The 14,637-nt window shown below is 71.4% G+C and carries 10 protein-coding genes; 1 reads left to right on the plus strand and 9 read right to left on the minus strand.

Annotation, left to right across the window (positions count from 1 at the left end; genetic code table 11):
* On the plus strand, nucleotides 1-705 hold the full coding sequence (locus tag ACF1FZ_RS13795; RefSeq protein WP_391773580.1) for a hypothetical protein: 705 nt from the start codon (nucleotides 1-3) through the stop codon (nucleotides 703-705).
* Between the two features lie 53 nt (nucleotides 706-758).
* Here the strand turns inward: ACF1FZ_RS13795 and ACF1FZ_RS13800 are convergent, their stop codons facing one another.
* From ACF1FZ_RS13800 to ACF1FZ_RS13840, 9 genes are all read right to left on the minus strand, one after another.
* Entirely contained in the window at nucleotides 759-2,528 is a 1,770-nt protein-coding gene (locus tag ACF1FZ_RS13800; protein ID WP_391773581.1) for an HEXXH motif domain-containing protein, read from the minus strand.
* Between the two features lie 53 nt (nucleotides 2,529-2,581).
* Nucleotides 2,582-2,809 (minus strand): aldo/keto reductase, encoded by a 228-nt coding sequence (locus ACF1FZ_RS13805; RefSeq protein WP_391773582.1) that lies wholly within the window; start codon nucleotides 2,807-2,809, stop codon nucleotides 2,582-2,584.
* 61 nt (nucleotides 2,810-2,870) lie between these two features.
* Nucleotides 2,871-3,977 carry a caspase family protein gene (locus ACF1FZ_RS13810; protein WP_391773583.1) on the minus strand — a complete coding sequence of 369 codons (1,107 nt, stop codon included), beginning with the start codon at nucleotides 3,975-3,977 and terminating at the stop codon, nucleotides 2,871-2,873.
* Entirely contained in the window at nucleotides 3,974-5,140 is a 1,167-nt protein-coding gene (locus ACF1FZ_RS13815; protein WP_391773584.1) for a hypothetical protein, read from the minus strand. Before ACF1FZ_RS13815 ends, ACF1FZ_RS13810 begins: the two co-directional genes overlap by 4 nt.
* 95 nt (nucleotides 5,141-5,235) lie before the next feature.
* Nucleotides 5,236-9,561 carry an FxSxx-COOH system tetratricopeptide repeat protein gene (fxsT, locus tag ACF1FZ_RS13820; protein WP_391773585.1) on the minus strand — a complete coding sequence of 1,442 codons (4,326 nt, stop codon included), beginning with the start codon at nucleotides 9,559-9,561 and terminating at the stop codon, nucleotides 5,236-5,238.
* Nucleotides 9,561-10,613 carry an AAA family ATPase gene (locus ACF1FZ_RS13825; RefSeq protein ID WP_391773586.1) on the minus strand — a complete coding sequence of 351 codons (1,053 nt, stop codon included), beginning with the start codon at nucleotides 10,611-10,613 and terminating at the stop codon, nucleotides 9,561-9,563. The genes fxsT and ACF1FZ_RS13825 overlap by 1 nt, the downstream gene beginning before the upstream one ends.
* Nucleotides 10,610-12,103, minus strand: coding sequence for a hypothetical protein (locus ACF1FZ_RS13830; protein ID WP_391773587.1), 1,494 nt, complete (start codon nucleotides 12,101-12,103; stop codon nucleotides 10,610-10,612). The genes ACF1FZ_RS13825 and ACF1FZ_RS13830 overlap by 4 nt, the downstream gene beginning before the upstream one ends.
* A 158-nt stretch (nucleotides 12,104-12,261) precedes the next feature.
* Complete coding sequence (locus tag ACF1FZ_RS13835) at nucleotides 12,262-13,269, minus strand: LacI family DNA-binding transcriptional regulator (protein WP_391773588.1); 1,008 nt, start codon at nucleotides 13,267-13,269, stop codon at nucleotides 12,262-12,264.
* Nucleotides 13,270-13,464: 195 nt separating this feature from the next.
* Complete coding sequence (locus ACF1FZ_RS13840; protein WP_391773589.1) at nucleotides 13,465-14,559, minus strand: pectinesterase family protein; 1,095 nt, start codon at nucleotides 14,557-14,559, stop codon at nucleotides 13,465-13,467.
* Nucleotides 14,560-14,637: the final 78 nt, after the last annotated feature.

Genomic DNA, 14,637 nt, shown 5'->3' on the forward strand with positions numbered 1-14,637 from the left:
ATGGCACGATCCACCCTGACCAGGATGCTCCTGGCCCCGGCCGCAGCCGTGGCCGCGCTGATCGGCTTCGCGGCGGCCCCCGCCCACGCCGCGATCTGGACCTCGTCGGAGCAGTGGGGCAACTACACCACGTCCGACAACTACATCCTCTACAACAACATCTGGGGATCCGGGGCCGGCACCCAGACCATATGGGCCAACTCGTCGGGCAACTGGGGTGTGACGGCGAACCACCCGGACACCGGTGGTATCAAGTCGTATCCGAACGCCAAGAAGACCGTCAACAAGCCGATCACATCGCTCTCCTCGCTGACCAGCGGTTACAACGTGACCGTCCCGTCGTCGGGCGCGTACAACACGTCGTACGACATCTGGGACACGGACTACGACTACGAGGTCATGCTCTGGGTCAACCACAACGGCGCGGTCGGCCCCCTCGGCACCTCCCAGGGAACCGTCACCCTCGGCGGCCACACCTGGGCCGTCCACAAGGGCGACAACGGCGCCAACGAGGTCTTCTCGTTCCTGCGGACCTCCGACTCCTCCTCCGGGAGGGTGGACATCCTGCCGGTCCTTAAGTGGATCAAGGACAAGGGGTGGTGGGGCAACGAGACCATCGGTGACGTCCAGTTCGGCTACGAGATCACTTCGTCCTCCGGCGGGCTGGACTTCGTGACCAACGGGTTCGACGTCTCGTCGAGCTGACCGGAACGGCGCACGGGCCGGGGGGCGCCCCCCGGCCCGTGCGCCGCGCGCCCTCAGTCCTCGGCGGGGCTGCCGGCCAGCCAGCGGGCGGTCCGCGTCCAGGTCTCGGGCGGGGACGCCTCCAGCAGCGCCGCGAACCGCTCCGGGCGGGCCAGCAGCCGGCGGTCACGCGGGTGGAGCGCCGCATGCGCCAGCAGCCAGCCGGCCAGCGCGTGCGGGTCGAGGGGGCCGGGTCCGCTCAACTGTGCGGTGTACGCCGCGCGTGCCGCCTCCGGGTCCCCCGAGACCAGCAGCTCGTCGGCCGTCCGCGGCCGGTCCGCCGTGGACCCTCGCAACTGGTGGAGCCGGATCCGGTCGTCCTGCCAGTACGCACCGCCCGGGCCGGGAGCGATCAGCGGGTCACCGCCCGGGGCGGGTGCGGCGCCGGAGCGCAGCGCCTTGACGAGGGTGTCCCTGTCGTCCTCGGTGCAACGCAGGTGGCGCAGCCGCCACTCCACCCGGTGGCCGGCCGCCGCCGCCCGTGCCCTCGCCACGGTCCCGGGACCGAGCGGCTCCCTCAGCCAGCCGTCGACGGTCTCGGACAGCCGGGTGACGAACCGCAGGCCGGGTCCGGTGAGCCTGGCGCGGGTCGCCAGGGTGCGCAGGACCATACGGGTCTGGAGCCGGCGCAGCGCGAAGAGGAACGGTGCCCGTCCCGCCGGGTCCGCTTCGGGGTCGTTGATCCGCTCCCGCCAGAAGCCGGTGACCCCGACGAAGGCGTACGCCCCGTGGAGGAGGCCCGGCAGGTGGCGCGGGTCGGCGCGCCAGGGTGCGTAGTGGCGCTCGGAACGGTCGTCGTCGAGGAGCGGGAAGAGGTGCAGCAGGGCGCCGAGTTTGCTGTGCTGGAACTCGTGGACGAGGGTCTCCGCGAGAGCGAGGCCGTCCGGAGGCCGGGCGATCACCATGGAGGCGAAGGCGTCACCGGTGGAGGCGCTGAGCCCTTCGGCCGGTACGGGGAGACCTGGGGCGCTTCCCTCGGCGTGCCAGGGCACGATGCGGCTGATCTCCTCGGGCCGCAGACTGCCGGGACCTGTGCCCCCTCCGCGCAGGATGGCGACCGCTTCCCCGAACAGCCGGCGCCAGGCCCGCAGTTCCCCGGGACCGAGCCGGCCGGGGGCTATCGGCTCGTCCAGGTCGCGGTAGGGATCGAGGTCGTCGAGCTGCACGGTGTGCGCACCGGGACCGGCGTCGAGCGTGTGCACCGGCAGCCAGTGCGCGGACTCCGGCTCGGTGAGCGGGCGTACGGCGGTGTCCGGCCCGTGCCCGGTGCGGACGGTGAGGGTCCCGCCGGACACCGAGGCCTGTACCGCCCGGAACTCGTCGTCGTCCGGACCTGGCAGCAGGATCATGCCGAGGGTGGGCAGGCTGACGGCCCTGCCCCGGGCGGGCAGGAGGAGTTCGGCGTCCGTACCGGCGTGGACCGCCGCTGTCGCGGCGACGCCGGCGAGCTGTCCGGCGTCGGCCCACAGGGGTGGCCCGGAGGCTGTTCCGTGCAGCCTCCGGAGTGTGTGGGCGAGCCAGCTGCCGACCTGAGGGCTCAGCAGGAGCGCCTCGACCGGCTCCGGAGCCCGGGAGGCGGCGGTCTCCAGCGCGGGCCAGACCGTGTGCGCGTCCAGGGGGCCGAGGATGCCGGGGTCCGCGTCGAAGAGGCCGAGGAGCTCGCGCAGCAGCAGAAGGCGGCGTGAGCGTTCCCCCCGGGCCAGGAACGCCACGGCCTCGGGCGAACCGCCGCCTGCGGCGATCTCGTCGAACAGGGCGCCGGGCATACGGATCGGCTCGTACACATCGCTCCCGGTCGTTGACGCTCTCGTCGCGGCGGCTCTCTGCGCGGCTCCCCTCACTCGGCCCGCCCCGGTTCACCGCCCCCCATCGCGTTGGTGCGCGCGCGCCGGAGTTCGGCGAGCAGCCGTGCTGCCCCGTCCGGGGCGGGCAGGCGCCTCAGTTCAGCGACGCCCACGGAGGCCAGGTCCACGAGGTCGGACTCGAGGTGATCGGATGTGCCGTCGGCGGGCACCGGCTGGTACAAGGCGCGCTCCCCTTCGCGAGCGGTGGCACAGGATGCCACCGTTTACTCCATCATGACGACTCGGACCCCTTCCCGAAACCCGTGTGATCACGCCAGCTGATCACGTCGTGGGTTCCGGGCCCGTGAGGAAGTCCTGTACGGCCGATCGGAGTTCGGACGCGCGGACGGGGTCGTCGTCGATCAGTGTCACCGCGGCGTACAGCTTCCACAGTCCGTCCGGCCGCGCCCTGAGGGCGCGGAAGATCCCGATCACATCCGTACGCGGCATGGGGTGCCTCGGCATCCGGGCGACGACGGCGGAGGGCAGTTCGTTGACCAGGGCCTGCCGTTCGTCACGGTCGTTCATCAGCGGATACGCCATCAGGGCCGTGATGAGCCTGGCGGCCGGAGGCTCCGCCGGCCCGCCGGCCGCTCGCCCGCCGGGCAGCGCTCCCCCGGGGATCCGCTCGGAGTACCCCGGTGCGTCCAGCCGGAGGCTGGGGACCTGATCGGTGCGGCCCTCCGCCCTGAGGGCGCTCATCCGCGCCTTCACCGCCTCGAAGAGGGGCAGGGGCTGCGGCAGAGGATCGTCCCGCAGCTCGCGCAGAACGATGTCCGAGAACAGGCCGAGGCGGCGTTCGGGATCGTTGCCCGCCCGCTGCCCCCGACCGGCCGCGAACATCAGGGACTGCTCATGCGCGGCGGCCCTCGCCCCGGTGGGGAAGCGTTCCTTGGACAGCGACTGCGGGAAGTGGTGCTGTTCGTCGAAGGTGCGGCAGGCGTCGATCATCCACATCTGTGCTCCGTGCCCCGGCGACGCGTCGCTCCTCAGCCGGGTGAGCGCGGATCCGACATCGATGGCGCGGCGGTCGGTGAGCGTGGCGTCGGCGGTGTAGAGCGCCATGTCCTCGTCCGTGTCCAGCACACCGTGCCCGCCCCACCACACCCACAGTGCGTCGTCCCGGCGCTCGGGGATGTCCTTGATGAAGGCGCGCCTCAGCGAGGCGTGATCGGCCGGGTGGAACGGGACGTCCGGGACGGTCGTGGCCAGCGGCGCGAGGTGGAGCTGGATGTGGCCGGCCGGGACGCCGCGGGCCAGCAGCCAGTCACGGAAGCGCAGGGCGTCCCTGGCGGGCCCCGGCAGGTCCCAGCCGGGGCCCGCCGCATACTGTTCGATGCCGACGACCAGGGCGAAGATACGGTCCGGAGGGACCGGCCGGCGTGTCATGGCAGCCTCTCCCCGATCGCGCGGTAGACGGCCGGATCGGTCCAGTAGGCGCTGTGCGCCACCGGGAAGGGCTGTCGGCTGTCGGTGGCGATGTCATGGGCCCGGCCGGGGAAGAGCGGTTCGGCGGCATACCCGAGCAGGTCCCGGCGATCGTAGAGATTCAGCCACGGCGGTACATGGCCGGGCAGCGGGTCCGGGTGGGCCAGCGAGGGCAACGCTCCCGTCTCGTACAGGAAGGGGCCCTGCGAACCGACGGTTATCAGGAGTTCGACTCCCGGCAGCGGGCCGGATATGAGGGTGTCGAGCGAGATGATGCCACCGAGGCTGTGCCCGAGCAGGACGACCGGCGGCTCCAGAGCGGCCACGAGGTCCCGCAGGCCCCGGCGCATGTCCTCACCCCGGGCGAGGTACTTGAGGATGTCGCCGGCGGCCGGGTGCGCCGCGTCGGTGAGCGCGCGGCGGCGGCGCAGGGCGTAGCGGGATCCGATGCGTACGAGCGGTTTCCCCGCAACCCGGAGCAGCGGGCCGCGACCGGTGCCTGCCGGTGCGGCACCGAGGCGCTCGGCGAGCGCGGCGACGGCGGCGTCCCTGGCGTCGCCCCCGCTCTGCACGGGAGTGTCCGCCGCGAGTCCCGAGGCGATGACCGTGGCGGCCAGGGCCCTGGCCAGGACCCATGCCAGAGCTTCCTGGTCCAGTGCCTGGGCGGCCGTTCCGAGGAGAGGACTGCGCGTGAGCCCGGCCGCCGCCTCCGGGAGGCCGGGGCCGATCGCGCCCGCGCGGGGCTCGCCGTGTGCGGCGAGTTCGCGGAGGAGGGCCCTCGGACGCTCCTCGGGAAAGGCCGCGCCGGGCGGCGTCACGCGCGGGCCCGCCCCGGCTGACGCCGCGGCGAGCTCGGCGTGGGGGTCCTCGTACAGCCGGGCCCACTCCTCCGTCTCGTCAGGATCCTCGGGGCCGCCGGTGTTCCGGCCGGTTCCGGCGCCGGGGGCGGCCGGGATGCTGGCACCACCCGCGGCGAGCCTCGCCCCGTGCCGACCACCCCAGTCGTACGCGGTCAGGCGCACGCCGGGGCCCGTCGCTGCGAGGCCCGAAGCGACCTGTGCGAGCAGTGCGGCAAGGTGCGGCTCGCGCACGCCCGTGCCGTGTGTGAAGACCACCGTGGTCATGTCTGCGCCCCCCGTCACTTCTCGCTGTGCCCGGGCCCGCCGCGCCTCCGTGGGCGACGGGCCCGGGTCCACGGCCACCCGGTCGTCCCCCGGCGTCACATCGGCAGGGGTGTGATGTCGCATTCGATCCGCTGGTGGAGCCTGGCGGCCGTGTGCCAGGGGTGGCCGGCCCCGAGCACGCGGGAAAGCCCTTCCACGGCGACGCGGTTGAGCCGGTCGGCTTCCTCCGACTCACCGAGCCCACGCCGGTCGAGCGCCAGGTTCGCCGTGCACGCGAGAGTCAGGGGGTGCTCGAGCCCCGCCGTCCGTGTGAGCTTGGGGAGCAGGTCCGCGTCGGCGGCCATGGCGAGCGCGAAGTCGAGCCGCGCGTAATGGTCGTTGGCCCGGCACATCGCAGCGGTCAGCGTATTGACGTGCTTCGTCCCGAGGCCGGCCTCCAGGCCGTCCAGCGCCCGGGCGTCCAGCGTCTCCGCCCGGTCCGTGTCGCCCTGCGCCCTCAGCGTCGCGGCAAGGTTCACCCTGGCGAAGTGGGTGTACGGGTGGTGGTCACCGAGCACCTTGCGATACGCGGCCAGCGTCTGCTCGCCCAGTTCCCGGGAGCCGACGAGGTCCCCGTTCAGCCGGCGCTCGACCGTGGTGTGGACCGCGGCGCCGAGCGCGTCGGTGTTGTTCAGTCCGTAGCGGGTGGTGAAGCGTTCGAGGATCTGCTCGGCGAGGGCCGCACCTCCTTCGACCACACCGGCTCTGCGCCGGCACACCGCGAGATTCAGGGCCGCGCGGATGGTCGCCGCGTTGGTCTCGCCGAAATGGGCGACGTAGGGGAGGTAGTTGGACTCCTGCAGTGCCCGGGCCCCCAGGTAGTCGCCCGCCTCTCGCATGTCGATGGCCAGGCCGTTCAACGTGTTGAGCGTGAGTCCGTTCACCGGCCCGTAAAGGAGTTCTCGCTGCCGGGCGGTCTCCTCGTCGAGCTCCCGCGCGGCTGCGAAACTGCCGTTCAGCCGCAGTGTCACACCGTAGTCGTGCGCCGCGCTCAGCGTCGTGGGGTCCTCCGGTCCGAACAGGTCGCTCGCCCGGGTGAACGCCTCCTCGGCCAGCTCGCGCGCCTGCACGAACTCACCCCGGTGCCGCAGCGCCCCCGCCATCTGCCACATGGAGTCGATGAGTTCCTCGTCGGGGATCTGCGCGCCACGCGAGATCGTCAGAGCCCGCTCGTTGTGCACGACCGCCTCGTCGGCGCGCCCGAGCAGCCGCAGATAGAAGCCGAGGAGCTTGGTGATCCTGATGACGTGCAGGTCCTCGTCACCGGACTGGGCGCGCCATGCCGCCCAGGCCAGCCGGGCCTGGGCGGCACCCGATTCGTGCGCGCCCCAGTAGTAGAGGAAGAAGACCATGTCGTAGACGAGGTCCCGGACCCAGGCGTCGGAGCTCTCCACCGCACCGGACGCGATCACGTGCGGGAGGATCGCCTGGTAGGCGGGCCACTGGTCCGGCGAGGCGGGTGCGCCGGGCTTGGCCGTCGTGAGCAGCAGGTGGGCCGCCCGCGTCATCCTGGCCCGCTCCTCGGGATCCATCCTGGCCACGATCACGTTCTGCATGAGCCGGTGCATCTGCAGGGTGGCGGTCTTGTGGTCCAGCCTCACCAGCGACAGCTTGCTGAGGTCCCGGGTGGCACGGGCGAGCAGCAGCGGGTCGCGCAGGACCGGGTCGAGTTCGGGTGTGACCTCGACGTTGCGTCCGCCCCTGAAGAGGTTCAGCGGGATGGGCTCCGGCGCCATGCAGGCGCAGATCTCCAGGAGCTGACGTGCCGCCGGGTTGTCCTGCGAGAGACGCCCGAGGGAGATGTCCCAGACCGCCGCGACCGGCAGGGGGTAGTCGGGAGAAGGGTCGAGCTCGAGGATCTCCGGCCGGCGCTCCTCCAGCAGGCCGAGGTACTCGTCGACCGGCATCCCGGTGGCGGCGTGCCAGGCGCCGGCCTGCTCCACCGCGAGCGGAAGGTCTCCGAGGGCCGCGGCGAGCCGGTCCGCGTCACCGGAACTGAGGCCACGGGCACGGCGCTGCAGGAGCGCGATGCTCTCCTCCCGGTCGAAGACGTCGACGCTGAGGGGCGTGGCGACGCGCTCCCACTCGCGGTTGCGGGAGGTGACGATGATCTTCCCGGGCCCGCCGTTGGGGAAGTAGGACCGGACGGCCTCGATGTCCTCGGCGTTGTCGAAGACCAGCAGCCAGTTGTCGAACGGTTTGCCCGTACGGAGCGCCTCACGCACGGCGGGCACCGCGGCGTTGGCCTGCGGTCCCACCTCCAGGCCGAGACTGCGGGCCAGGTCGGCGAGAGCGCCCAGGATCAGGTTCTCCTGCTCCGCGGGGATCCACCAGATGACGTTGAACTCGCCGCTGTGGCGGTACACGTACTCCACGGCGATCTGCGACTTCCCGACACCGCCCATGCCGTGCAGCGCGTGCGGGAGGACGGCTGTGGTCTCGTCCTCCCGCAACTGCCTCTCCACAGCCTCCAGAAGGCTCTCCCGCCCGGTGAAGTTCGGGTTCTTCGGCGGCACGTTGCCCATGATCTTCGGCTGGCCGGTGCGGACGAACCGTAGCTCCGGTGCTGGGGCGTGCGTGCGCTCGTCGGCCCGATCCTGCTCGGTGTCTACGGGTGGTGTCGTGGGCGACACAGATCCTCCTGGTGGAACCGTCGGATGCGACGGGGAAGCGGGGCCGTTCTCATTCACATCAGATGCCTCTTTATCATCACTTGCCCCCTCCGTCAGCTCTCCCTCGCCGCCTGACAGCACCTTGTTCAGGTGTGCCGCCCTGCGGCGATAGGGAAGCCCTCCCAGTGCCCGCAGGACGGCCAGTTCGATGCGTGGCCACGCCGGTCCCGCGCTGCGGTCCGGAAGGTCCGCCTGCGCCGGGTCGCGCAGCGCGGCCCGCAGCCGTATGCCCTGCGCCCGGCCGGCGCGTGACTCGGCCAGCAGGCCCACCGCCCGGGCGAGTTGGGTGCGGTTACCGGTGGCCAGCAGGGCTTCGCGGATGCCGTCGGCGAAGTCGGGACCGCCCTCGCCGTCCCGCTCCCAGTCGATGAGGCCGCCCATCATCACCTCGGCCAGGTGCTCGGGGCGCGACTCGGGAAACGCGCGGGCGCGCAGCTCCTCGATGACATCGAAACGCAGGGGCGCCACCGCCAGCATGACGGCGAGATGCCGTGCGAGCGGGCTGGCCAGGGAGACGAATCTACGCACGGTGTCCGCTGCCGCGCGAGGGCCGCCGGTCCTCGGCGCCCGCACCCCCACCGCGGCGACCCCCTTGGCCATCGCCCCGGCCAGAACCACGGGCAGTGTCCTTCGTACGCCGCGTTCGCCGGTGACCAGATCGGCCCAGGCGCGGAACGAGCCGGGGTGCAGGCTGAGAACCGGCACGGGCACGGACCCGTCACCCGTATCGGGCAGGAGGTGCGCGTGTTCAGGCACTCCGTGCGGCGGGCGGCAGAGGAAGTGGCGGTTGAGCGCCCCGAATCCGGCTGCGTCGAGCCGGGCCCGGAAGGGGTGGACCGAGGACCGGTGGCGCAGATAGGTGGGCAGCAGGTGGACGAGTGCCGTCGGTCCGGCCGCGGAGAGCCGTGCCAGCAGTTCGTCCGCGCCGCTCTCGGCCCACCCGCGCGCCAGTCCGTCGGTCACGACGAGGAACAGCCGCGCCCCTCGGCCGTCCATCAGCTCCGCGGGGTCGGCGCGCCGGTTGCCCGGCCAGCGCAGGACGGGTGCCTTCCCGCCGGGCAGCGAGATGTCCACCGTACGGACGTCCCGGAAGGCCCCGCTGCGCACGGCCTCGTCGGACAGCTGGCGTAAGGCGTCTTCCCACACGGGCATGGTGGGTGCCGTGTCGATGAGCAGCATCAGGTCGAAGGCACGTTCCTGGACCGGCTCGAGGTAGGGGATCCACAGCCCGTCGATCACACCGTTCTCGGCGGTGCGTGCCTCGTCGAGCCGGCTGTCGTGGCGTGAGGGAACCAGCCTGCCGAGTCCGCCCAGGGCTTTGGCCAGACGCAGGGGGACCATCCGTCGCCCGGGCCGCTTCTCCTGCGGAAGGACCGCTTCGGGTCGCCCGCGCGCGTTCTCCTGGACGCTGTGCACCTGGAGTCCGCGGAGGTCTGCGCCGCTGCTCCCGGCGGGCACGGTCTCCGGTGCCCCCGGGGCGGGAGGGGGGACCTCGACGTCGGTGAGAAGCTCCGCGCCGGCGTCGGGTGAGGGCGCCGCGTCCGGATCCGTCCCGCTGTCCGCCCCGCGGCCCGCCCGGTGCCAGGCCGCCGCGAGCCAGACGCCGTCGGCGAGATCCCGCCAGCTCGTCCCGCCGTCCGTTTCGTGGTCGCCGCCGGCACTCGGCATGAGCGCCGCGTCGGGGGCACGTTCCCGTGGCGAGCCGTTCATCAGCGCCCCTTCGAGAGGTCGCGGAGGAGCATCTCGATGAGCTTACGCCCGTCGCTGTCGCCGCGGTATCCATGAGCGGTGGTGAGCTGCACGGCGTTCAGCAACTGATCGACGGACTGGGTGCCCCCGCCGTCCAGTCGTCTGACGAAGTCGTCCACGAGGCGCTCGACCTCTTCGGGGCGCCGGCCCAGATGGCTGACGACGATGGAGACGAGGTGCTCGCGGCTGGGCGGACGCATCTCCAGAGGCAGACACCGGCGCCGGAAGGCCGCCGGGAATTCGCGTTCCCCGTTGCTCGTGATCACGACGACGGGGAACTCCGCGCACTCGACCCGGCCCGCCTCGACGACGGCGCGGCCCTGGGGATCGTCCGTGAAGACGGACACCTCGGCCTCACCGGCTCGCACCAGTTCCGGGATCTCGTAGCTGCCGTTCTCCAGGACGTGGAGCAGGTCGTTGGGAAGGTCGATATCGCTCTTGTCCAGCTCGTCGACCAGCAGCACCCGGGGGCGCCCGTAGGCGAGCAGGGCCGTTCCCAGTGGGCCCAGGGTCACGAAGTCCCCCAGGTCGGGGGCGCTCCCCGAGCCGCTCTCCGCCTCCGGGGTGCTCCCGGCACGCCAGGCGGCGATGGCCTGAGCCCGCCCGATGGCGTCGTACTCGTACAGTCCGCCGCGCAAGGTGGTGCGGCTGACGACGCTCCACGGCAGCACCCTGCCGAGCCCCAGTTCCCGGGCGATCAGATACGCCAGGGTCGACTTGCCGACTCCGGGCGGCCCGGTGATCAGCAAAGGGCGGCGCAGCAGGAGCGCGGCGTTGACCGCGTCGATCTCCTCCTCGCGTAACTGCGGTCCTTCCTGGACCGTTCCGAGGCGGCGCAGCGCCGACTGCGCATCATCGGGGGGATCCGGTTGCAGCGGACTCCCGGAGAACGTCCGCCAGGGTGGCGGCTGCGGCAGGTCCGGAGGGTCCCCGGCGGGGGCCTTCCCCGTGGCGTGGAACACCCTCCAGGAGGGGGGCGTGACGGACTGCGCTGCCGAGGCCTGCTCGGTCATGCTGTCAACTCCTCGCAGTCGATCAAGCGGTTGGGATCGTCCCACAACAGTGCTAAATGCTTTCCGAGGGACCAATGGTCACGGTTCATCCCTTCGGCCTTCTTGCGCAAGGTGCTCACCCACGAAGGGATCTGTGCCGGCGGGTGGGCGAGCAACAGCGTCAGCACCTCACCCGACAGGTCGGGGCTGTCGGTCCTCCGGTCCCAGGCTGCGAGGCCCACCCCCTGAGCGATCGCGGTGACGAGTGCTTCCAGACCGAGACCGGGCAGTGCGGGGACGTCGAGTATGACCGCGGTCAGATCCGGGTTCGCTATCAGGTTGGCACGCCAGAGGCCGAGCCCCTCACCGTCCTCGCCGTGCCAGCGGTAGGACTCGGCCACGCCGGCGTTCCTGAGTCGTGTCCAGCGTTCCCGCCACAGAGGAAGGTATCCGCCCTTCTGTGCCGCTCTCATACGTTCGAGAGATCTCAGGTGGACGTGGTACTCAAGACTGATCGGCAGCGGTTCACCACTCCACGTACCCATTTCCAACCGGGCCACGTCGTGGTTGAGCAGCGTGAACGGCAGTACGAACTCGACCTGGACCGGCGGCTCGTCCGTCATCGCCGGCAGGTCCGCCCAACGCTCCCGTCCACGCCCGACGGCGCGCTCGACCTCACCCGCCAGCCGGTCGAGGGTCGTGGAGCACACGTCCCCGGCCACCGGCTCCCAATAACCTGGCGCGGCATTGACCCAGTGACGTACGTGGATATCCGCCGAACCGTCGTCCGCGGGCTCCACCATCACGACGAGGCAACGCGCCACGTCCGGATCGGCGGTCGGCAGCGCCTCGATCGCACGCCTGCGTTCCCCCAGGGCCCGCAGCGCCTCCTCGCCCGCCTCCCTGGCCCATGCGTCCGACCACGCCCTGAGCCCTTCGCGGAGCGCCGGCCGTTCCAGGAACGCCGTGACCTCGACCAGTACGAGCGCGGGGGGCAGACCGTCGGCCTGGGTGTTGACCCGGCACAGGTGGTCGAAGCGCTGGGCGGGGCTCTGGCCGTACGGCACGTCCACGCCCAGCTCGTGGTTCAGGAGGGCGTGCAGACGGCCGTCGTCGACGCGCCGTACATCGGCGAGCAGCCGGTGGATGTCCCGCACCGCGCTGTCGGTGAACTCGGGGGAGGCGCCGGCGACCGTCTCGTCGGACCGGACGGCGTCGGCGATCTGCATCAGCCGGCGCGCGCAGCCGGATCCCGCGATGACGCCCACGGTGAAGTGCAGCGCTCCGAGGCCCTTCTCGTGCTTCAGCAGGTCCCGGAGGAAGGACAGCATGTCGGCCCGTGGGTTCTTGCGCTGGAACACGATCTCCGCACCCAGCTGCTCCGCGGTGAAGGACACGAACTGGGCGCATTGATCGCGGTCGGTCACAAAGTCCTGGACGCACAGGAAGTCGACCAGCGCCCCGATCAGTTTCGCTCTGGCCCCGTCCGGCTCCTCCGGCCCGTCCACCACCACCGACCTCCCCCGTTGAGCCGGCACCACCTTCATGACAGATCGCGAAGTTACCACGCCGGATCTTCAGCAACCAGGCGGACTCCAGGGCCTGTTGGCCACTCATGACACGCGGGGGGCCTCACTTCATCCGAACGAGTGAGCACACCGCGCACCACTCAGACCGGAGCCGGCCCCGTGCTCGCACGCACCGTCAGGACGGGTTCCAGCAGGTCCACTTCGTCCGTGCCCCGGCCTGCGAGCTCCGCCATCACCTGTTCGACCGCCCGGCGCCCCATCTCCTGCGCCGGGATGGCCACGGAGGTGAGGCGGACCGATGCCTGCGTGGCCACCTGTTCGGGGCAGATGGCGACGACGGACACGTCCTCCGGCACGGCTCGCCCCTGCTGCTGGAGCAGGTTCAGCAGTGGCTCGACGGCGGCCTCGTTCTGGACGATGAACCCGGTCGTTCCCGGCCGTTCGTCGAAGATCCGGGCCAGGGTGCCGGCCATGGCGGCGTACCCGCCCTCGCAGGGCCGGTGCAGGATCCGCGTCCCGGCTTCCTGCGCCTTGGCCCGGATGCCGTCCACGGTGCGTTCGGCGAAGCCCGTGTGCCGCTCGTAGACGGCGGCCGCTTCACCGATCACCGCCACCTCACGGTGTCCGAGACCCGCGAGGTGGTCCACGCAGAGTGCCCCGGTGGCCTCGAAGTCGAGGTCCACACAGGTCAGTCCGGAGGTGTCGGCGGGCAGGCCGATGAGGACGGCGGCCCTGCCCGAGTCCCGGAGCAGCGGCAGCCGTTCGTCGTGCAGTTCGACGTCCATCAGGATCATCGCGTCCGCGAGGGAGCTCCCCGCGATCCGCCGGACAGCCGCCGGGCCCTCCTCACCGGTGAGCAGCAGGACGTCGTAACCGTGTGTCCGGGCGTTCGTGGCGACGGCGATCGCGATCTCCATCATCACCGGCACGTACATGTCCGTGCGCAGCGGCACCATCAGCGCGATGATGTTGGACCTGCTGCTGGCGAGCGCGCGGGCCCCGGCGTTGGGGTGGTAGCCGAGCTGCTGGATACTGTGCTCCACCCGTTCCCGGGTGGAGGCCGAGATCGACCGCTTGCCGCTGAGGACATAGCTCACCGTGCTCGCGGAGACTCCGGCGTGCTGGGCGACCTCGGCAAGCGTGACCATTCGGCTTCTCCCTCACAGGCGGCGACCGCAGGGGAGAGCGGGTGAAGCGCTTCGACAGCGCCTTGCTGTGCTCCCCTTCGCACTCTGACATGCACAGACACCGTGGAGCCTAGACTCGCTCACAGGCAGTGTCCAGAGTGGAGTCGAAGCGCTTCGACCGACCCGGCGCAACGGTTCGCTGCCGCACACCGTGACTCAGGACGGCGAAGGTGTCCAGCCTGCCAGCCAGTCGGCGGTCTCCTGCCCCGCGGCCTGGGAGTCGGTGAGCTGCGGCCGGTCGCTGCTCGCCGGGCCGGATCCGGGCCCGGTGTTCTTGTACTCCGCGAAGCGGTCGTCCTTCCAGGAGAAGCCGCTCATGTCCGTCCAGGGTGCGGACTTGACCGCTGAGCTGAGTGTGGTGTTGCGGAAGGTGGCCATGGGGTCGAGCGAGGCGTCACCACCCGCGTGCCAGGGCCGGCCGAGGTGGAAGGACGACGCCGAGACATCCCCGTTGACGGTCGACCCGGTGATCAGGAATCCCTTGCGGCCGGCTGCGGTGCTGGGGGCGGTGATGTAGCCGGCGGAGCTGCCGTCCCACCGCTTCTTCAGCGTGATGACCGACTTGTCGATCACCGCGGTGGCACGTCCGAAGATGAAGTCGACGTTGCCGACGACGTAGGAGTTGGTCATGTGGACGCGTCCGGGCGTCGTCTTGGAGGCGGTGTCGAGCAGCAGGGTGTCCTGGTCGCCGGTGACGATCACGGAGTCGAGGAAGACCTTGTCCGCGGCGGTGCGCAGCGCCACGGCCTGGAGTCCGCTCATGTCCTGGTGGGCGGCCTCGTCGAAGTCGTTGGAGATGGTGAGGTTGCGGGCCTGGAAGCCGTTGGCCTCTGCCGCGACGGTCGCGCTGCCGCTGGTGCCGTAGGTGCCGGAGCCGTCGGGCTTCCGCGTGCCGGAGGCGTTGTCGTAGACGATGACGGTGTCCTTGCGGCTGGAACCGCTGCCCTGGAGGGTGACGTTCTGCTTGGTGGAGGGGATCTTCACCAGTTCGCGGTAGGTACCCGGCTCGATGGAGACGACGACCCGTGCGGTGTTGCCCGCGGGGACCGCGTTGACCGCGGCCTGGACGGTGGTGTACTGCCCGCTGCCGTCCTTGGCGACGGTGAGGGTGGTCGCCGCCTCGGCGCCGGACGCCGGCGGTCCGGACGTCCAGACCGAGGCGGCGGCGAGGAGCGCGGCCGCCCCCGCCGTCGTCGTCGTTCTGCGCGCTCCCGGGTGGGGCGGGGTACGTCGATCTCGATCGGCTGCCATGACCTGATCCGTTCGTCGGGGAAGAGGGGGTCCCGGCCGGTAGTCGCCGCGGCCGCGCGAAAGGTTGCCGGGCCCCTG

Origin of the sequence: Streptomyces sp. NPDC014623 (genome assembly GCF_043088245.1) — a bacterium.
In the GTDB taxonomy this organism is placed as follows: domain Bacteria; phylum Actinomycetota; class Actinomycetes; order Streptomycetales; family Streptomycetaceae; genus Streptomyces.